Origin of the sequence: Alkalispirochaeta americana (genome assembly GCF_900156105.1) — a bacterium.
GTDB classification, from domain to species: Bacteria; Spirochaetota; Spirochaetia; order DSM-27196; family Alkalispirochaetaceae; genus Alkalispirochaeta; species Alkalispirochaeta americana.
The window spans coordinates 135,358-154,250 of the sequence record NZ_FTMS01000004.1; the positions used below are offsets into that span (position 1 = coordinate 135,358).

The 18,893-nt window shown below is 57.5% G+C and carries 21 protein-coding genes; 8 read left to right on the forward strand and 13 right to left on the reverse strand.

Annotated features, from left to right (window positions below; genetic code table 11):
• Positions 1-27: 27 nt before the first annotated feature.
• The 5 genes from rbp to BW950_RS04460 all read left to right on the forward strand — a co-directional run bounded on the left by rbp (position 28) and on the right by BW950_RS04460 (position 2,807).
• Positions 28-378, forward strand: coding sequence for an RNA-binding regulator (gene rbp / locus BW950_RS04440; protein WP_076488086.1), 351 nt, complete (start codon positions 28-30; stop codon positions 376-378).
• Positions 379-383: 5 nt separating this feature from the next.
• Positions 384-605 carry a hypothetical protein gene (locus tag BW950_RS14900; protein WP_143559117.1) on the forward strand — a complete coding sequence of 74 codons (222 nt, stop codon included), beginning with the start codon at positions 384-386 and terminating at the stop codon, positions 603-605.
• Between the two features lie 134 nt (positions 606-739).
• The gene (locus tag BW950_RS04450; RefSeq protein WP_076488088.1) at positions 740-1,306 is read left to right on the forward strand and encodes a GNAT family N-acetyltransferase; all 567 of its coding nucleotides are present in this window, start codon (positions 740-742) and stop codon (positions 1,304-1,306) included.
• Between the two features lie 15 nt (positions 1,307-1,321).
• Positions 1,322-2,335: an adenosine kinase gene (locus BW950_RS04455; protein ID WP_076488089.1), complete on the forward strand. Its 1,014-nt coding sequence runs from the start codon at positions 1,322-1,324 to the stop codon at positions 2,333-2,335.
• Between the two features lie 112 nt (positions 2,336-2,447).
• Positions 2,448-2,807, forward strand: coding sequence for an Hpt domain-containing protein (locus BW950_RS04460; protein ID WP_076488090.1), 360 nt, complete (start codon positions 2,448-2,450; stop codon positions 2,805-2,807).
• A gap of 16 nt (positions 2,808-2,823) precedes the next feature.
• Here the strand turns inward: BW950_RS04460 and BW950_RS04465 are convergent, their stop codons facing one another.
• The 3 genes from BW950_RS04465 to BW950_RS04475 form a co-directional block, all read right to left on the reverse strand.
• Complete coding sequence (locus BW950_RS04465; protein WP_076488091.1) at positions 2,824-4,320, reverse strand: acyl-CoA dehydrogenase family protein; 1,497 nt, start codon at positions 4,318-4,320, stop codon at positions 2,824-2,826.
• Positions 4,321-4,453: 133 nt separating this feature from the next.
• Positions 4,454-4,843 (reverse strand): GreA/GreB family elongation factor, encoded by a 390-nt coding sequence (locus BW950_RS04470; RefSeq protein ID WP_076488092.1) that lies wholly within the window; start codon positions 4,841-4,843, stop codon positions 4,454-4,456.
• A gap of 165 nt (positions 4,844-5,008) precedes the next feature.
• Positions 5,009-5,896: a LuxR C-terminal-related transcriptional regulator gene (locus tag BW950_RS04475; RefSeq protein ID WP_076488093.1), complete on the reverse strand. Its 888-nt coding sequence runs from the start codon at positions 5,894-5,896 to the stop codon at positions 5,009-5,011.
• Positions 5,897-6,079: 183 nt separating this feature from the next.
• Between BW950_RS04475 and BW950_RS04480 the strand changes: the two genes are divergently transcribed.
• The 3 genes from BW950_RS04480 to mtnA are packed head-to-tail and all read left to right on the forward strand — an operon-like array spanning position 6,080 to position 8,656.
• A complete protein-coding gene (locus BW950_RS04480; RefSeq protein WP_076488094.1) occupies positions 6,080-6,754 on the forward strand; it encodes a class II aldolase/adducin family protein in 675 nt (224 codons plus the stop codon).
• A complete protein-coding gene (locus BW950_RS04485) occupies positions 6,755-7,552 on the forward strand; it encodes a DeoR/GlpR family DNA-binding transcription regulator (protein WP_076488095.1) in 798 nt (265 codons plus the stop codon).
• A gap of 27 nt (positions 7,553-7,579) precedes the next feature.
• Positions 7,580-8,656 (forward strand): S-methyl-5-thioribose-1-phosphate isomerase, encoded by a 1,077-nt coding sequence (mtnA, locus tag BW950_RS04490; RefSeq protein WP_234969017.1) that lies wholly within the window; start codon positions 7,580-7,582, stop codon positions 8,654-8,656.
• On the opposite strand, the gene BW950_RS04495 is transcribed toward mtnA, so the two are convergent.
• The 10 genes from BW950_RS04495 to BW950_RS04540 all read right to left on the reverse strand — a co-directional run bounded on the left by BW950_RS04495 (position 8,650) and on the right by BW950_RS04540 (position 18,783).
• Positions 8,650-9,366 carry a gamma-glutamyl-gamma-aminobutyrate hydrolase family protein gene (locus BW950_RS04495; protein WP_076488096.1) on the reverse strand — a complete coding sequence of 239 codons (717 nt, stop codon included), beginning with the start codon at positions 9,364-9,366 and terminating at the stop codon, positions 8,650-8,652. The genes mtnA and BW950_RS04495 overlap by 7 nt on opposite strands.
• On the reverse strand, positions 9,363-10,316 hold the full coding sequence (locus BW950_RS04500; RefSeq protein WP_076488097.1) for an ABC transporter ATP-binding protein: 954 nt from the start codon (positions 10,314-10,316) through the stop codon (positions 9,363-9,365). The genes BW950_RS04495 and BW950_RS04500 overlap by 4 nt, the downstream gene beginning before the upstream one ends.
• Entirely contained in the window at positions 10,313-11,296 is a 984-nt protein-coding gene (locus BW950_RS04505) for an ABC transporter ATP-binding protein (protein ID WP_076488098.1), read from the reverse strand. The genes BW950_RS04500 and BW950_RS04505 overlap by 4 nt, the downstream gene beginning before the upstream one ends.
• Positions 11,297-11,322: 26 nt before the next feature.
• Positions 11,323-12,207 carry an ABC transporter permease gene (locus BW950_RS04510; protein WP_076488099.1) on the reverse strand — a complete coding sequence of 295 codons (885 nt, stop codon included), beginning with the start codon at positions 12,205-12,207 and terminating at the stop codon, positions 11,323-11,325.
• A gap of 17 nt (positions 12,208-12,224) precedes the next feature.
• Positions 12,225-13,169: an ABC transporter permease gene (locus BW950_RS04515; protein WP_076488100.1), complete on the reverse strand. Its 945-nt coding sequence runs from the start codon at positions 13,167-13,169 to the stop codon at positions 12,225-12,227.
• Positions 13,170-13,244: 75 nt separating this feature from the next.
• Positions 13,245-14,804: an ABC transporter substrate-binding protein gene (locus BW950_RS04520; RefSeq protein ID WP_076488101.1), complete on the reverse strand. Its 1,560-nt coding sequence runs from the start codon at positions 14,802-14,804 to the stop codon at positions 13,245-13,247.
• A gap of 154 nt (positions 14,805-14,958) precedes the next feature.
• A complete protein-coding gene (locus BW950_RS04525) occupies positions 14,959-15,789 on the reverse strand; it encodes an energy-coupling factor transporter transmembrane component T family protein (protein ID WP_076488102.1) in 831 nt (276 codons plus the stop codon).
• Positions 15,770-17,476 (reverse strand): ABC transporter ATP-binding protein, encoded by a 1,707-nt coding sequence (locus BW950_RS04530; protein ID WP_143559118.1) that lies wholly within the window; start codon positions 17,474-17,476, stop codon positions 15,770-15,772. Before BW950_RS04530 ends, BW950_RS04525 begins: the two co-directional genes overlap by 20 nt.
• Entirely contained in the window at positions 17,469-18,152 is a 684-nt protein-coding gene (locus tag BW950_RS04535; RefSeq protein ID WP_234969018.1) for an ECF transporter S component, read from the reverse strand. Before BW950_RS04535 ends, BW950_RS04530 begins: the two co-directional genes overlap by 8 nt.
• Positions 18,139-18,783, reverse strand: coding sequence for a YkoF family thiamine/hydroxymethylpyrimidine-binding protein (locus tag BW950_RS04540; RefSeq protein WP_076488104.1), 645 nt, complete (start codon positions 18,781-18,783; stop codon positions 18,139-18,141). The genes BW950_RS04535 and BW950_RS04540 overlap by 14 nt, the downstream gene beginning before the upstream one ends.
• Positions 18,784-18,893: the final 110 nt, after the last annotated feature.

Here is an 18,893-nt window from a genome sequence, read left to right on the forward strand (position 1 = left end):
ACTGTTCTCCCAGGAGGAAGGATCCAAATGTCCAAGACATTGTATGTAGGCAACCTGAGTTTCCGCACCGAAGAAGAAGGGTTGCGAGCCGCATTCGCCAACTTTGGCACTGTGACCGACGCACGAATCGTGATGGACCGTGATACCGGTCGGAGCCGCGGTTTCGGATTTGTAGAGATGGAAGATGATAGCGCTGCCGATTCTGCCATCGAGCAGTTGAACGGCTCAGACCTGGACGGTCGGCCCCTGCGCGTAAACGAAGCTCAGCCCCGCACTGAGGGTCGCCGTGGCGGCGGCGGTGGTGGCGGCTACGGTGGCGGCGGTGGTGGTGGTCGTGGCGGCTACGGCGGTGGTCGTGGCGGTTATGGCGATTACTGAGCTGAATGGCGCGTAATAACTATAGCGGGGAAAAACGCCGCCGTGAGCTGAATAAAAAACGGAAGCAAGAGCGGAAGAAACGCGAGAAAGCCGAGCGGGTCGAGACCGGGGCTGAGGATACTTCGTATCTGGAGTATCTGAATCCAGGAGGTCCTCAGGATGACCGCTTCATCGGAGACGATGAAGAGGGCGAAGAGGATGACCAGGAGTCGTCGGACGAGACCTGACGCAGGCTGGACCGGGGGAGACCTCGGTCCTTGTTTCCAGCCGCCGGTGGGGAGCTCTTTTGCTCCCAAACCGGCGGTTTTTTTTGTGCATTTGATTTCTCCGTTCAGGATCATTTTGGTAGCAGGGTGTATCTGTGGTAAAATCCCTGCCCATGGATATAGCGATTCAGTCTTTGAGTACGGTGCAGACTGATCTTCGGCAAAAACTCTCTCAGGGTGCGCAGAAGATCTTTTGGGATACCGCCGAAGTGAAAAACTTTCCTTCCGAAGCGGAACGGCAAGTCTTCATCTACAAATACTTTTCATACTATCTGGAAACAAACCCGGACCTCTTTATCTGTGCCTTTTTGGGAGAGCAGGTGTACGGCTATATTTGCGGTGTGGCTGATACGCGAAAACACCGGGAGTTATACCACTGTGCCGATCACATACCCATCTTCGATGATCTCTATGAGGAGTATCCAGCCCACCTGCATATTAACCTGGCAGCCGAGAGCCGGGGCATGGGTCTTGGCGGCCGACTGGTTGCAGCGCTGGAAAAGGTTCTTCGCCGTGAAACGGAGGCCTGCGGTTTACACCTTGTTACCAGCGAAGGGGCGCGGAACGTGGGGTTCTATCGGAAAAATGGTTTCACCCGGGAGGTTTCCCGGGGTATTTTGCCCGAAGAACCGCGGATGCTCTTTATGGGAAAGCGACTCTAGCCTATACTGGGAAATATGGTCTCAGTCTTTGGCATTGGAAATCCCCTGATTGATCTGGTCTTTCGAGCCTCCGATCAGGATCTGTCGGCCCTTGGTCTGGATAAGGGAATCATGCATCTGGTTTCACAATCGCGGCAGGAAGAGATTCTGCGCTATTTTACGGGATCCCTGCCGGAGTATCGTCCCGGCGGATCCGCTCCAAACACGCTTGTTGCCCTGGCGGGGCTGGGTGTTTCTGCTGTAGTCGCCGGAAAGATCGGAAACGATTCCTTTGGCGAGATTTATCAGCAGCAGGTTGCATCCTGCGGAATAACATCACGGCTTGTTGAGGGAGTCGGCCCCACGGGATCCAGCATCATTCTGGTGACGCCCGACGGCGAACGCACCATGAATACGCATCTGGGAATGTGCCAGAGTTTTTCTGTTGCCGATCTGGATGAAGCTCTTCTGAAACGTTCTGCCCTTGATGGAGGGTACCTCTATTTTACCGGCTACATGTGGGACACAGAATCCCAGAAGGCAGCAATCCGTCGGGCCATAGAGATCTCCCGGGATGCCGGGGGCAAGGTGGTTTTTGATCTGGCCGATCCCTTTGCAGTTGAACGGTACCGTGAAGATTTCCTCAATCTTCTGGAGCATCATGTCGATGTTGTTTTTGCAAACCGACGGGAAGCAGAGATCCTCCTGGGAAACGCAGCTGGAAAGGGTGATCCTCGGGAGATGGTGCAAAGTATTGCACAAATGGTTTCTGTAGCTGCTTTGAAAGTGGGAAAAGAGGGATCCTTTGTAGCGGATTCGCAGATTCGGAAAATAGACGCCCGGGTTGTGAAGGCTCTGGATACAACCGGGGCCGGTGATATGTACGCAGCGGGTTTTCTTGCCGGTCTGGTCGCTGGAGCAGATCCCGGGCAGTGCGGGGAGATTGCCGGATATCTGGCGGAAGAGGTGATTCAGCGCGTGGGGGCTCAGTTCGGCATCGATGAAATGCGGACTCTCCGAAGCTCTTTACCGGGATTTCTCTCTCTGTGAGCTGTCCCGCCATGCGCCGCCTCTTTGATAGTTCGGTGCTCCAGCTCCAGCGGGGAGCTTCATCATGGATTCCGACCGGTTAGCAGGTAAAACAGGTGAAGAAGGAAAGATAATGTCAGACGAATCATCGTTGCTCGTGTTTGATTACGAAGGATTTTTTGTGAGGGTCATGGCTGACCAGGAGCTGGCCAGGATGATTGCTTCAGCTTTTCTGCAAGACACGCCTGGATTGATCCAGAAGATGGTGGAAGCTCTGGAGAGGGATGATTACGAGACGATCCTGCGCCAGGCCCACACGATCAAAGGTGCCTCTGCCAATGTGGGCGGTCAGGTTCTGTGCTACGTTGCCCAGGAACTGGAGCACAGCGCTCGAAAGGCCCGGCACGACGACTGTGTGACCGCTCTGTGCGAGCTCCAGGACGCCTGGACTGCCCTGGACAAGGAAATCCGCAAAAACCTGGACCTTTCCTGACGATATCCCGGGAGCGCTAGAGATAGTCGAGCCAGTTGCTCCCGTCGTGATATTCTTCAACCAGGGTTGTTCGGGTTTTTCCTGTGTAGACCGCAAGAAGGACGTGGATCTCTTCTTTGAGTACCGCCACGGCGTTATCGATCAGGTCCGGCCGATAGCCGCGGTCACCCAGGGCAAGGACCTGATTGAGACAGATGATTCTTCCCAGGGCTCGACCCAAGGCAACGCGTTTTCTCTGATCCATTGCAGGAGATGGCGAGAAATTGAGAACCTGTCCAAGGTCGGGAGTAGCAGCGGCGGTGAGCGGGTAGGTTCCCAGAAAACGACCCAATTGGTGTTCTCCCGATTTTTTCAGCGCTTTAAGTATCGCCTCGGTTATCTGATGGTAGAGAATATCGTTGGATCCTTCGAAAATCTGGAAGGGCCGGCTGTCCACCAGGGCCTGCCCGGCGATGTGATCCTTGCGGTAGCCTGTTGCGCCGAAGAGTTGCAGTAATGACTGGGCTCCCTGCTGCATCATATCGGTGACGACGGTTTTCACGGCGTTTGCGGCGATCCCGTCGGAAGAGCAGTCTCTGCTCACCGAGGCCGCTTGGGAGCTATAGACGCACAGAGCGGCAGCGGTGGTATGGAAGGCCTGGATCTCTGCCAGCCTGTCTTGCACCTGATCGTACTGCATGAGCGACCGGCCTCCTACCTGACGGTTTCGGGTATGGAGGATTGCCTCGTCCAGGAGCCTGTGGAGGAATCCCAGTGCCATACCGGGAAATTGCAGGCGACTGCGGTGGAGAAGATCCAGAAGCATGACCAGTCCGCTTCCCGGTGAATGAAGGCGGTGGGATTCGGGTACCACCGTATCGAGGTGGTTTCTTCCGTAGGGTATCATGGACAGACCCAGGTTGTTATAGCGTTCTTCCACGGTGATTCCCCCGAAAGACCGTTCCCAGACAAAAAAGCTGATACTCCGTTCCAGATCTCCCCGGGGGGTCTCGCCGCGGGCTGTGAGAAGCCAGAAGTCAGCTTGCCCGGTGAGCCCGCCCCAGTGCTTTGTTCCCTGAATCCGGAATCCTTCACCTTCACGGCGGAAGCGGGTCTGCATCTGAAGCGCCTCGGACCCGAAGAGCGGTTCGGTGATCATGAGCCCGCCCAAAACAGGTTGGGTCATGAAGCGGGAAAAGACCGATTGCTGAACCTCCGGGGGACCATATTTGGAGAGGGGCTGCAGAAAAAGAGCTCCGTTTATTCCCAGGGTAAGCGAAAGAGGTAGTGAGTGGTACGATGCGGTCTCCAGCATGGCCAGCGTTTCTGATACCTTCTGGTCCCGCCCTCCGAAGCGAGAGGGAACGAAGACCGAGAGGGGATTCGTTTCCAGTACTGCTTCAATAAACCCCTCTGGCATGCCTGGGGAGAGGACACTTTTTCCGGTATAGGTGGTGGAGAAGAGCTTCTCCAGGCGGCTTTCAAAGCGGCTGATGAACTCGTGAAACGATTCGGGCGAATTGAGGCTACTCATGAATCACATAATACATTATAAAAACGATAAGGTAAAGAATGAAAGGGCTCTTTCCGGTGCCGGGGTGGTTCACCGGCCCGGAAGGAGCCTCGTCGGGCCGGATATCTGCCATCCGGGAACCGACGCTGGCGTCTTAATGGGTGACCGAGAGAATCTCCACAACCCAGGTGGTATCGGGAGCCTGGCATTGTACTTTGGTTCCTGCAGACTCGCCGATCAGCGCGGCACCCAGGGGTGCCAGAACCGATATGTTTCGCTTTTCTGCATCAGCCTCGACAGGAAAGACAAGGCGTGCTTTCTCGGTGGTCCCGGAAAGGGGGTTGTGGTATTCAACGGTAGATCCCATGCCCACAATATTTTCGGGAATATGACCCTCGGGGACAATCACTGCATCTGATAACTCGGCCAGGAGTGTCTTCAGGTGGAGTGCTTTGAGATTGCCCTTGGATTTCATCGATTTGAGAATTCCCGTGAGTTTTTGATGCTCAGTACTCGAAAGATGAATGTTCTTGGTTGTAGTCATGCGGATCCTCCTTGATGTCCGTAGAATGGAAAAAAGCCGATCGCCGTAGCGATCGGCTCCCTTGGGCGCGGACAATGAGCTGGTAACCGATGATAGTGTAGGTCCGGAACGGCACCCCTTCAACCAGCAATAACCTTGTACGATCAGTGCATGTTATATACAAGGTTATTTCCAGGAGATGTCGCTTTTTGATGTGCCATGGGCAAAGGTGCTGGCGGTATTTCTGAGAAACGAAGCCAGGTGGACACTTTCGCAGGATATACCGGCTTTTTTTCGAATGTTGTGACGGTGGCGCTCGATTGTGGAGCCCGTGATGCCCAGGGCGTGAGCTATCTGTTTTGTCGAGAGGCCCGATGCGATCAAGTCGGCTATTTCCTGTTCTCGCGGACTCAAACGGAGCGAGAGTTCCCGATGACGGGAGGTGCGGGGAGCGCCGAATTGCAACAGGGCGTTGCGGAGCGCTGCGCCGAGGGCTTTTTCGGCAGGACCCGTGAGAAATGATTCCAGCCGTGAAAGAATCGGGAAGATCCGGCTGTTCAGATCCTGCTGCAGATCTGTTTGATAGTGATGCTGCTGCTCTTCGATTTGGGCAAGAACTTCCGTCAGAGCTACGGTTTTCCGGTTTTCGGCGGCCATGGCCTCTGTCAGCTCAGCTTCTGCCTGGCGTTGTTCTGCGTTATTGGCGAGAAGTGCTGCCACAGCCTCGGCCAGACGCGCTTCCTGGGGCAGCAGGGAATGGGCTGACCCCCCGATGATGTGAATCTCCCCCAGGGTTCCGTTCCTGGAGACGATCGGGGTGGTTTGATGGTTTTCCGGTTCTTGCGAAACCGGGGGAGTCTTTCCTGTGGGGCCGGGACCGGGATACCAGTATTCACTGGTATCAAGGAGGATTCCTACGGTCATTGTCTCGGGGTGGGCCAGGGCCTGGTGAAGTGCGCGGGCCACATCGGAGAGGGTTTTTTCAAGAGCTTTTTGGGGGCTGAGGTCTTTTGTAACCCTGTAGATGCAGGATAGTTCCTTTTCACGTTCCTGCAGTTCTCCGGGAAGGTCCATGGTGAGAATCTATCGACCCCGTCTGGTTCCGTCAATGCAGATTTTTTTGGGGTCTTATATCCGATTATGCTGATTTGTGTGGGGAAATATGGATTGTTGTTGACGAGCGAAAGAATTGTTTTGATAATGCAATTAGACTAATTTACCATACAAACGCACCAGACACACAAAAAGGGGATAAACATGGCTCGCACAGATGATACTGCACGAGAGGAGATCGTCTATTACAGCAAAAAAGTACATGCTTCAGGTCTGGTTTGTGCCACCGATGGAAATCTTTCGTATCGCCTTGATCAGGACCGGTTTTTGATCACCCCTTCGGGCGTACGGAAGGAGGATGTTTCGGGAGAGATGCTTCTGGTGATGAATATGGAAGGGGCCGTGCTGGAGGGTGAGGGTCGCCCCTCGACGGAATACAAGTTACACCGTGAGGTGTATCGCCAACGGCCCGATGTGACGGCTGTGATTCATGCGCATCCCCCGAAGGCCGTGGCCTTCACCATAGCAGGAAAGCGGCTCAATACAGGGCTTCTGCCGGAGTGTGTTGTTGCGCTGGGAAATGTTCCTCTTGCTCCCTATGCGCTTCCTGGTACTGAGGAGCTTCCTCGCTCCATGGCGGAGTTAATCTGTTTAAGCGACGTGGTGTTGCTTGCGCGGCACGGGAGCGTTACCGTGGGATCTTCCCTGGGGGAGGCGTTCAAAAAACTGGAGAAGCTCGAGCACTGTGCACAGATTCAGTTATACGCCGAATTGCTTGGGGGCCCGCAACCTTTTTCAACCCGGGAGATATCTGATCTTGAAGGTCTTCGTGGCCATTACGGGATTAGCAACAGAACAATGCCGTTCAGGGAGGTGTAAGTGCTGGCTGTAGAGCGACGACAGGAGATATTCGAACTGCTTCAATCCTTTGGAAGTGTTACCGTTTCTGATCTGGCCCTGCGATTTTCTGTGAGCGAGGAGACGATACGTCGTGATCTTTCCAGGATGGAGCGCAAGGGATTGCTTCAGAAAACCTATGGGGGGGCCTTTCTGAACACGGGGATGCATCGGGAAATCCCCGTTACAGTGCGGCAGCACGCGGCGGTGGAGGGAAAGAGTGTGATCGGTTCCCTCGCGGCACAATTGATCAATAACGGGGATACCATATTCCTTGATGCCAGTACCACGGCTGTTCACATTGCAGAAAACATTCTGGAGAAAACAAATCTCGTTGTTATTACCAACGCCTTGCCAGTTGCAGAAACTCTGGCGCGGGCAGAACAGATCAAGGTGATCTGTGCAGGAGGAACCCTTCGACCCAAGGCGCTGTCCTTGGTGGGAAAAACAGCGGAAGGATCTATTGCTTCGTTTTTTGCTGATAAAGCGTTTATTTGCTGTGATGGGGTGCATCTGCATCACGGTGTAACCGATTCGAACGAGCAGGAAGCAGAGGTGCGAAAGCAGATGATGCGACAGGCGCTCAGTTCGATCCTGGTCTGCGATGCGACCAAGTTTGATCGTACTTCCTTTGCTAAACTGGCCGAGTTGGAGGCTTTTGACGCTGTTATTACCGATCAGGAGCGTTCTCCGGAATGGGTAGATCGTTTTATCCAAAGTGAGGTGGAGTATATTTGCGGATCATTCCAGGAAGAAATTCCCGAACCCACGGTATCGTAACTTACCTCTATCGCGACAGGAGAAAGAATGGACAACCAAAGAGAAATGAAGCAGGGCGACGCCGAGAAGGTGAAGAGTATTCTCTGGGAGAAGGAGCAGCTTTTTTTGCTGGATCAAACCCGTCTTCCCGGTGAGGTCCTCCTGGAGGAACAAAATTCCGTTGAACAGGTCTGGGATGCAATTAAGCAACTCAAGGTCCGGGGTGCTCCCGCCATTGGTGTTGCAGGTGCCTATGGCCTGGTCGTCGCCATGCGGGAACAGACCAGCCTTGACCGTACCGCCTTTGTTGCGGAGCTCAGAAAGCAGGCGGCCTATCTTGATAGTTCCCGTCCGACTGCAGTTAACCTGCACTGGGCTCTTACCCGTGTCGTGGAAAGTGTCGAGAGGTCCCGGCTTCAGAGTGGTGGTGACCTTTTTGCTGTGCTGCAAAAAACGGCTGAAGAGATACACGCAGAGGACATTCAGTTGTGCCGGAGTATTGGAGAGCACGGTGTCTCGCTGATGAGGGAGGGCATGGGCATTCTTACCCATTGCAATGCCGGGCGTCTTGCCACGTCTGATTACGGGACTGCCACAGCGCCCATGTATCTGGCTCATGGACGGGGCATGGGCTTCAGGGTGTACTCCGATGAGAGTCGCCCCCTGCTTCAGGGATCGCGCCTGACGGCCTGGGAACTACAGCAGGCAGGAATTGATGTTACGACCATTACCGATAATATGGCAGCCTTTGTGATGCAGCAGGGTTTGATAGATATGGTGATCGTTGGAACCGACCGCGTGGCGGCAAACGGTGACGTGGCAAACAAGATAGGAACTCTTGGTGTTGCGATTATGGCAAAGCATTTTGACATACCGGTATACGTTGCCTGTCCCGCATCTACGGTTGACCTTTCTACTGCAACAGGCGAGCAGATTGTTATTGAAGAGAGGGAAGCAGAGGAAGTTACCCACTTCGGGTTGCGACGCACCGCTCCTGAGGGAATAAAGGTACGGAATCCGGCTTTCGATGTTACGCCCCACGAGTTGGTTACGGGGATTATCACGGACCGGGGGATTATCAGGCCTCCCTTTTCAGAGACCCTGAAAGCGGCTTTTTGTCAGTGATGGTTCTTTCGCCCGCACTCCCGGAGAAAGGCCTGAAAGAGGTGCTGTGAGGGTTTGTCTTTTTCGGCCATCATCTCGGGGTGCCACTGAACGCCTGCGATGAAGCGCTCTCCCGGGGATTCGATCGCCTCGATAACCCCGTCGGGAGCGTGGGCGGTGGCCCGGAAGGTGGGAGAGAGTTCCCTGATTGCCTGGTGGTGGAAGCTGTTCACCTCGATTTCCCCGGTCTGGAGGATCCCTTCCAGCCGGCTCCCCGGGAGAAAACGCACTCTGTGGGCGGGAGCATCGAAGGGATAGATGCCGAAGAGCATGTGCTTGAGCGTTCCCGGTTCTTCCCGTTCCCGTTCCAGGTCCTGGTAGCAGGTGCCTCCGCCGTGGACGTTCAGCATTTGCATTCCCCGGCAAATTCCCAGCACAGGAATGGAGGACCGGTTGAGAACGTAGTCCACCAGGGCCAGTTCGTGGCTGTCCCGCCCGGGGAGCGTTTCTTCGAGCCCCTGTCGTGGGGGCTCGTTATAAAAGGAGGGATTGATATCGGCCCCTCCCGAGAGGATCAGCCCGTGCATGGCAGTGAGGACGGGCCGCAGGGAAGGCAGTTCCTTCACCACGGGGATGATCAGGGGCGATCCTCCGGCATCGGCCACGGCCTGAGCGTAGCCGTCGATGAAGCCCGTGCGGTTTGTGTTTGTTATTCCTATGACAGGTCTCATTGTTCCTCCAGAATGCACCGTACCAGACGGTTTGATGAGTTTTCGAGAAGTTCCACGGGGCGTCGGCACTGATCCTGCCCTTTGGGACAGCGTCCGTAGAACCGGCAGATCGGCGGCGGGTCCACGGGGCTGGGTACATCCCCCTGGAGAATGATCCTCTTGTGGTTCCCCCGGTTTTTCACGCGGGGTATGGCCGAGACCAGGGCTTCCGTGTAGGGATGGCGGGGGGAGCGGATCACCTCATCGGCAGATCCCATCTCCACGATTTCTCCCATATACATCACGGCTATCCGGGTACTCACGTGGTGGACCACCGACAGGTCATGGGCAATGAACAGATAGGTCAGGGAGAGTTCCCGCTGAAGTGTCTCAAAAAGGTTGATGATCTGCGCCTGAATAGAGACATCCAGGGCCGAGACGGGCTCGTCCAGGACAAGAAACTCGGGGTTCAGGGCCAGGGCCCGGGCTATTCCTACCCGCTGGCGTCGGCCCCCGTCCAGTTCGTGGGGGTAGGAGTTGATCAGACGCGGGGCGATTCCGGCGTACTCCATGAGTTCCCGTATTCGCTGTTGCCGTTCCCGGCGGCCGGGAAAGAGGCGGTGTACGCGCAGGGGCTCTTCAATGATTTCTCCCACGCTCATTCGGGGGTCCAGTGAGGAATAGGGGTCCTGAAAGACCATCTGGACCGTTCGGGAGAATTCTCTGGCCTCCTGTGCTGTCTTCAGGGAGGTGATATCCCGCCCCCGGTAGAGTATTCGCCCGGCTGTGGGGGCGAGGAGACGAACCAGGAGCTTTCCGGTGGTTGATTTTCCGCAGCCGCTCTCACCCACCAACCCCAGGGTCTCGCCCTGCCGGATTTGCAGTGATACCCCGTCTACCGCTTTGAGCGTTCCCTCTTTGGTGGAAAAATGCTTCTCCAGGTCCGAGAGTTCAACCAGGGGATCGGTCATGTCTTGCTCCTTGTCTGGTCGTAGAGGAAGCAGCGCACGCTGCGTCCCTGGTCAGGAAAAAAGGAAGGGGGCTTTTCCTCATGACAGATTGGCATAACCCGGGGGCATCGGGGAGCAAAACTGCAGCCCCGGGGCAGGTCCATGGCGTCGGGCATCAGGCCGGTGATGGGACGCAGGGACTCTCCTTTCGGGGCATCGATGTCGGGAAGAGAGTCCAGAAGTCCTGTTGTGTAGGGGTGGCGGGGTGAGTCAAAGACCTGGTCCACGGTGCCGGTTTCCACGATATCTCCGGCGTACATGACCGCCACCCGGTCGGCTACGTCGGCCACCACGCCCAGGTCGTGGCTAATCATGAGCAGGGAGAGACCAAATTCATCCTTGAGGTCGTGGAGAATTTCCAGAATTTGCGCCTGGATTGTCACATCCAGAGCCGTGGTGGGTTCATCGGCGATCAGCAGGGCGGGGTTGCAGGCCAGGGCCATGGCGATAACCACACGCTGTTTCATGCCACCCGAAAACTCGTGGGGATAATTGCCGCTTCGCGAGGCCGGGATTCCAACCCTGGTCAGCATTTCTCCGGCTTTGCGGAGCGCTTCCTTTGGGGCGAGGTTCTGGTGAAGGATCAGGTTTTCTGCGATCTGTTTTCCCGCAGGAAAAAGAGGATTCAGGGAAGTCATGGGATCCTGAAAGATGATGGACATCTGGTTTCCCCGAAGGCGGCGTAGCTCCTTTTCGCTTTTTTCAAGAAGATTCTCTCCCTGAAAGAGGATTCTTCCCCCCAGGATTTTTCCGGGAGGGCGGGGGACAAGCCCCAGCAGGGCCAGGGCGGTGGTGGTCTTGCCTGCACCGGTTTCTCCCACCAGTCCCAGGGTTTCTCCCCGGTGAAGGGAAAAATCGATTCCGTTCACGGCGCGGGCTGTTCCGTCGTCGGTCGTGTAATGAACATGGAGGTCTTGTACCTCCAGAAGGGGTGTATTCATGACAGGATTTCCTTTCTTGGGACGGTTCACGATTTCAAACGGGGGTCCAGAGCGTCCCGCAGGCCGTCACCCACAAGATTGAAGGCCAGAACAGTTATCATGATGGCGATACCCGGGAAGGTAGCCATCCACCAGGCGTCCCGCAGGTATTGACGGCCCGCCGAGAGCATCGCTCCCCATTCGGGAAGCGGGGGCTGGGCGCCGAGTCCCAGAAAGCTGAGTCCTGCAGCGATGATGATCGTGTCACCGATCCGTAATGTGGCCTGGACAAGGATGGGGGCAAAGGCGTTGGGAATAACGTGTTTCACAATGATCCACCCGTTGCTGCAGCCGAGGACCCGGGCCGCCTGGATGTACTCTTCTTCCTTGACCGAAAGAACTGAGGACCGGATGATTCGGGCAAAGTAGGGAATAGAGTTGAGCCCCACGGCGATCATCAGGTTCAGAAGGTTTGGACCCAGGGCTGTTACCAGGGCCACGGCAAAGATGAACCCTGGTATCGCCAGGATGATGTCCATGAACCGCATGATTACCTGGTCCTTGTTGCCGCCGTAATAGCCTGCGATAGCTCCCAGGGATCCTCCCGCCACGAGGCCGATCGAGGTGGTGATAAAGCCGATGGAAAGGGAGAGCCGTGATCCGTGGATGATTCGGGAGAGGATATCCCTGCCCAGGTTATCTGTTCCCAGGATGTTTTCTCGTGAGGGAGCCTGAAACCGTCGGCCCAGGTGCTGATCATCCAGGCCCTCCGGGGCGGCCAGGGGAGCTGCCAGGGCGATTCCTGCCAGCAGGAGGATGAGAACGGAGCCCACGATGGCTCCCTTGTTTTTCCGGAACTGCCGCCAGGTATCTTCGAGGCGGGTGCGTCGTCGAGGGGCAGAACGGGCAGTTTCATTTTGCGGTGTATTCATAGGCAGGCTCTCCGGTATTACCGGTAGTGACTCCGGATGCGGGGGTCTATCAACCCGTAGACAAGATCTACCCCCAGGGTTACCAGGCTGAAGATGATCGCGTAGGTGAGAATAATTCCCTGGACCACAGCGTAATCCTGGGCCCGGACTGCGTCGATCAGGAGGCGCCCGATGCCGGGCCAGGCAAAGATTCGCTCTGTTACCACGGAGCCGCCCAGCAGGACGCCGAAGCGGAGCCCCACGATGGTGACCACCGGCAAGAGGGCGTTGCGCAGGGCGTGGATTGTCACGACCCGGAAGGGGCTGAGTCCCTTGGCTCGGGCCATGCGGATGTAATCCTGGCGGAGGACCTCGAGCATGGAGGAGCGGGTTATTCGGGTTACAAAGGCGGCGTGGGCGGTGCCAAGGACGATGGCGGGCATGATCATGTGCTGAACGGTTCCGTATCCCGAGGCGGGCAGGAGAACGCTGCCAAAGCGTCCGGCCCAGAAAACAGAGAAAAAAAGTATCAGCATAAGGCCCAGCCAGAAATTGGGCATGGACACTCCCAGCAGAGCCGTTACCATGGCGCCACCGTCCCAGAGGGTATACTGCCGAACGGCGGCGACGATTCCTGCCACCAGGCCGATGATCACCGCTACAACCAGAGAGGCTGTGGCAAGTTGCATCGTGGCGGGAAGGCGGGATAGAACCAATCCCGCCACGGGTTGACCGCTGCGGAAGGAGGTGCCCAGATCACCCCGGACAATTCCCTGCAGAAATGAGCCGTACTGCACCAGAAAGGGACGGTTCAGCCCCAGGCTTTCACGCATTAGGGCGACATCCTCGGCGGAAGCATCCTGAGGGAGCAGGAGCACCGCCGGGTCGCCGGGGGTCAGATACATGATCGCAAAAACGATGAACGAGGCCCCCAACAAGACCGGTACCAGAGCCAGAAGACGCTTGAGCAGAAAGGTGATCATCTTTCTTCGGGCCTCCCGGGCCTCCCGGGCCTCCCGGGCATCGCCGTGCTTCGGGCGATGCCCCTGGTTCTGATGTTATTCGGCAAAGCCCACTCCGTGAAAGAGGTGATACCCCGACGGGGAGGGCGTAAAACCGCGCAGGTTTGCCCTGATCCCCACGGCCTCGCGGTCGTCCGAGACGGGAATGATCGGTGCGTAGCGCGAGATGATCTCCTGGGCTTCCCGGTAGATCTCCAATCGGGCCTGGGTGTCCCCTTCGGTTACACCTGCCTGCAAAAGAGCATCCAGCTCGGGGAGATCTGTGTGGGACCGGTTTGCAGCCCCGATGTTACCTGAGTGGTAGTTGGGATAGAGGGCGTGGTGGGGGTCGCCTGTACTGGCAAGCCAGGCAAGCTGAGCCATCTGGTGTTCTCCCGCAGCGGTCCGCTGGAGATAGGCGCCCCATTCCATAATCTCGATACTCATGGTGATGCCCAGCTCGCGCAGCTGGTTGCCCAGGATCTCCGCCAGGGTTCGCCGGGCGGCGTTATCGTCGATTGTCATGGTCACGGAGAACCCGTCGCCGTACCCGGCCTGTTCCAGGAGCTGCCGTGCCTTTTCCAGGTCCTGATCGTAGCGGTAGACCTTGGGGTTAAAGGCCCAGATGGAGCTGTTCATGTACCCCCTGGCGGGTATCCCGGAATCGCCGTAGGCCACCTCGGCCAGCAGGTCTGTGTCCAGGGCGTAGCTGATCGCCTGGCGTACCCGGAGATCATCGAAGGGGGGCCGTTGGGTGTTGAAGAGAATGTAGTTGAGTCGCATCGACGCATACTCGTGAAGGTCTGTGTCGGAGTTTTCCCGGATTCTGCGGAGATCCGTTTCGGGAATTCGCTGCGCCACGTGAACACCTCCCGTTTCAAGCTCGATGGTGCGGCTGGAACCTTCGGGTATTCCCCGGAAGGTGAGTTTTTCAACCCGGGCAGGTCCACGCCAGTGCTGATCAAACCGTTCCAGGTGAACCGCTGTGCCCCGGTCCCAGCGGGCAAGCTTGAACGGGCCTGTTCCCACGGGGGTGGTTCCGAAGTTCCTGCCTTCTTCCTCGGCAGCAGTCTTGTTTACGATCAGGGCCGAGCTATGGGCAAGGTAGGTAAGAATCGCCGCGAAGGGTTCTCGTGTGGGAATCCGGATTGTGTAGTCGTCGATGATTTCGATTCCCTCTACGTCGATCATGGCGAGTCTGGAACGCCCTGCAAAACCCGCTTCCGGGTCCAGAAGGGTTTCGAAGGTATACTGCACATCCCGGGCGGTGAACTCCTGGCCATTATGGAAGAGAACCCCCTGGCGAAGCTGAAATTCCAGAGTTCGTTTGTCCAGGAAGGTCCAGCTTTCTGCCAGGGCCGGTTTGACTCCCATGTCGTCGGTTCGCTGCACCAGGCCATCATAGATCTGGTTATTGATCCAGTGGGAGGCGATATCCTCGACGGCCCGGGGATCCATCGTCTGGGTTTCGGCAAAGTTTGCCACGATGAGGTGGTTTTCGGCATCGGCCCTCTCCTGGCCGGAGGCTCCGCAGGAGAAAAGAACCAGCGATGCCGAGAGAGCAACCAGGGCGAGGGCGAGAAAGCGGAAAGAACCCCTGTTGTTGAGTGTGATCATAGAAATCCTCCTGCAGAGTAGAATGGCGGGTGGCGCGGGATTTCCCGGGACCACTCGATAATATCAGGTGATATATAGTACCGAATCAGGAGGCTTTTCGGCGATAGCTGTGGAAGGAAATTATGATAGAATTTGAAAGGAATTCACCCTCGGACTAGTTCCAGAGCTGGCCGCCCCAGAAAACCAGACTTCCCCTGTGGCGGGAGTAGAGGGTAATGAAGGCAATCCCCGAGGCCAGGGCGATCACATAGAGGAGATCCCTGAAGCCGAGGCGGGTCTGACGGTACCAGCTTCGGTTCCTGCCGGTGAAGGCTCGGGCTTCCATGGCATCGGCGGCCCGGCCGGCCCGGCGGATGCCGCTTACCAGGAGAGGGATCGTGAAGCGATAGCTTCTCTGGAAGACCCCCCGTGGACCCGGAAGGGACGACGTTCCTCGTACCTGGTGGGCGTTGCGGATCATGGCGATCTCGGAATGGAGGGTCGGTAAATAGCGGTAGGCTGCAAGAGCGCTGTAGGCAAGGCGGGGAGGAAGGTGCAGCTGGTGAACCAGGCTCAGAATAAAATCTGTGGGGTTTGTGGTTGCCACGAAAAGGAGTGAGTAGATACCAAACCCCAGGGAGCGGATACCAAAGCTGACCCCGTTGCGCACCCCGGTGCGGTAAAACCGGAGGGGGCCGAGAGTCAAAAGGATATCTGCGCCGGCTTCGGTTCCGTCGGCAAGGCGAGGCAGAAGGGCGTTCATCCAGAAGAAACCGATTCCGAAGAGAAAAAAGGGAATCAGTCCCCGCAGGATCAGCCCCGGGGGTATTCTTCCTGGCCCCAGGGTGAGAAGCAGCCCGAAAAGGGCGATACCAGTCAGGGTAAGGGGATCAAAAATCAGGGAGGTGAAGAGCATCACCACCACGCTGGAAAGAAGTTTTACCGCGGGGTTCAGGTGATGCAGCGGCGACGTCTCCTGGTAGTGCTCAAAGATGGCATGGTTCATAGTGATGACTCCTTGGGGACAGGGCTTTGTGAAGGTGGTAGCGCGAGGGAGGAATAAGCCCGCCCCGGTGAAGAAGTGCCTCCCGGGCGAAGACGTCCTCTGGCGTTCCCTCCAGGGCGATGACCCCATCCAGAAGCAGGGCAACCCGGTGCGCCCGGGACCAGATCAGGTCCATGTCGTGGGTGATAACCAGTACCGCTGTATTCCGTGAAGCTAGGAGATCCAGAAGATTGAGAAGTTCTTCCAGGGCCCGGGGGTCCTGGCCAAAAGTAGGTTCGTCAAAAATCAGGAGCTTTCGGTGCGCCACCAGCATGGAGGCCGCCGAGAGACGGCGTTTCTGGCCGAAACTCAGGGAAAAGGGGTTGCGCCGGGCCAGATCGCCAAGGCCCAGGGTGTTCAGGGTCTCCCCGGTGCGTTCCCTGATCTCTGTGTCGTTGCATCCCTGCTGACGCAGGGTGAAAGCCACCTCTTCAAAAACCGAATCGGTCACAAACTGGTGTTCCGGATTTTGAAAGACAAAGCCTGCCCGGCGGGAGCGCTCCCGGAGGGGAATCCGCGAAAGGTCGCGACCCTCAAGAAATACCCGGCCTTTTTGGGGAGGGATCAGGCCCATGGCTGTGGCGGCAAGGGTGCTTTTCCCGCTGCCGTTGGGGCCTGCCAGTGCGCAGAGTTCACCCGCCGCGAGGGAAAAGGAGAGATCCTTCAGAACGGGACCACCCGAGGAGGCCCGGGGATAGCTCACGGTTATCTTATCCAGGAAGAGGACGGGGTCGGGTTCTTCCGGGCTGCGGGGTGCGGGCTTTGCCGGCTGGCACCATTCCAGAAGGCCGGATCTGCCGGGCTGGTCCTGTTCCAGGGAACCCGCCAGCTTTTCCAGCGCCTCACGAAGCGGCAATTCTCCGAAGGAGGGCTCCAGCCCCGCCTGAAGGGCTGCGGCGCTTTCGGTGGGTATCCACACCTGGTGGCGGCGAAGCGTTTCGGCCCGGGACCCAAAGGCTTCCCGGGCGGGGAGATCCAGCGCGAGGCGGCCCTTCGAATCCAGGAGGAGTACCCTCGTTGCCAGGGAGGCCATCTCGTCCAGGCGGTGTTCTACCAGAAGGATCGCCAGCTCCCGGCGACGGCGGGAGATATCCAGCAAGAGCTTGCTCACCTCCCGGGCGCCCCGGGGATCCAGGTTCGCCGTGGGCTCATCGAGAACCAGCAGATCCGGTTCCATGGCAAGAATTGCACCGATCACCAGGCGTTGCTTCATTCCCCCCGAGAGCAGCTCTACGCGGCAACTCCGGTATTCGCCAAGGCCCACCTGCTCCAGCGCTGTGGCAATGCGGTGGTCCATCTCTTTCGGAGGTATCCCCAGATTTTCCAGACCAAAGGCGATCTCTTCTTCCACAGTAAGCATCGTCAACTGGCTGTCGGGATCCTGAAAAACCACACCGACCCTGTGCGAGAGCTCTCCCGGGGAAGAATGGATCGTCGGGAGGTTCTGCACCGCGATGTGGCCCTGAAGCTCCGCCTCGTGGCTGTGGGGAATCAGGCCTATGAGAGAGGAAACGAGGGTGCTCTTTCCGCTTCCGCTGGAGCCCAGAAGAAGAACCCGTTCTCCCGGGGCCAGACGAAAGGAGATATCCCGGAGGACCTGCTCCGGCTCCTCCCCGTAGCGTACCCCGAAGGATCGTGCCTCAATCATCGGATGACGGGGCACCAGAAGAAGGAGCACCAGAAGAAGGAGCACCGGAGGATCGCGAGACGGCAAGGCCCGTGGTGACCCCCGTACGGACCACCGCCCGGGCCAGGTACCAGGCCACAACTCCCCCCAGGAGGGCGCCGCTGATCACCCGGACTACCAACATGGTCACGACCAGGGAAGGGGCCAACTGGTGGTAGCTGAAGCGGAACCAGGTGTAGACGAAACTGAAGAGCGCCGTGGAGATGCCGCAGGCGATCATCATGGGCAGGGAGTAGCGCTTCCATCTGGTCAGGGCCAGGGGAACCTCGCAGCCTGTGCCCTGGACCAGCCCTGTGAGAAGCATGATCGCTCCCGAAGGATTCCCTGCCAGAATCTGAACGGTCACCGACAGGAGCGCCGTCAGGAGTCCGGCAAAGGGTTTGCGCAGCAGATAGGCGGCGAAGATCGAGCTGCTGTACCAGAACCCCATGACGATATCCATTGCCAGAGGCCCGATGAAGGACTGGAGGATGAGCCAGACCTGTACCCAGGCCAGGTGGAGAAAGGCGAAGACCACGCTGATCACGGCGAGAACGACGGTTTCGCGCATGGTCCAGGAGGGCCTGGCCCGGGAAGGCTCGGTCCGGAAAGAAGCGGAGGTCGAAAATCGGGGCGAAGGGTGTTCAGTTTTGTTCACGGGGTGACTCCTGAGTGGTTTTTTTCGAGGGACTCCCCTTGGACGCAGTCAGGTGAAGGACCACGTGGGGCGTACTGGCGGCTGCGGTTTCGAAGGTTTTGAGAATCGACGAGAAGACCTTCGAGAGATCGCCCTCCAGGCGGGTGCAGAAATGCTTGGCCCCGCCAAAGACTCCATCGTCCTGTACCGAGGAGATTGCCCGGGCGATGGTCGTCATGTAGCCGGGATCACCCAGAGGATAAAGGGAGAAGTGGGCGCTCACGGGGATGCCCTGGTCCGGGGACGAAGGGTGATCCTCCCCGGGCTGATTCCGGTCTGGATCAGGGGGATGACATAGGGGATCGTCGGGTTCTCCCGGGCATCCCCGGGAAAAGAGCGCCGAGAGTGTCACGTGACCTCCCCGGCGGCAAGCCTCGGCGTAGACCGTCTCCACGGCCTGGAATACGCGCCGGGGCGGGCCGATGACGAGGGTCGAAAGATCGTCGGTCTCGATACGAAGGTCCTGGGGTTTTCCCAGGGCCTTGATGGCGTCCAGGATTACCGGAACGAAATTATCGCTCATGACGGAAATCGAAAACTGGCACCCGGAAAAAACCTGGTGCCCCGAGGACGAAGGCGATTCGGAACGCATTGATACCTCCCTGCAGAAACATGTGATTACGTCGGGAGAGATGCAAAAAAAAGCGTCCCCTTTCGGAGACGCCTCGCTGTTTTACCGGGACACACGGCCCCGGTATCGTC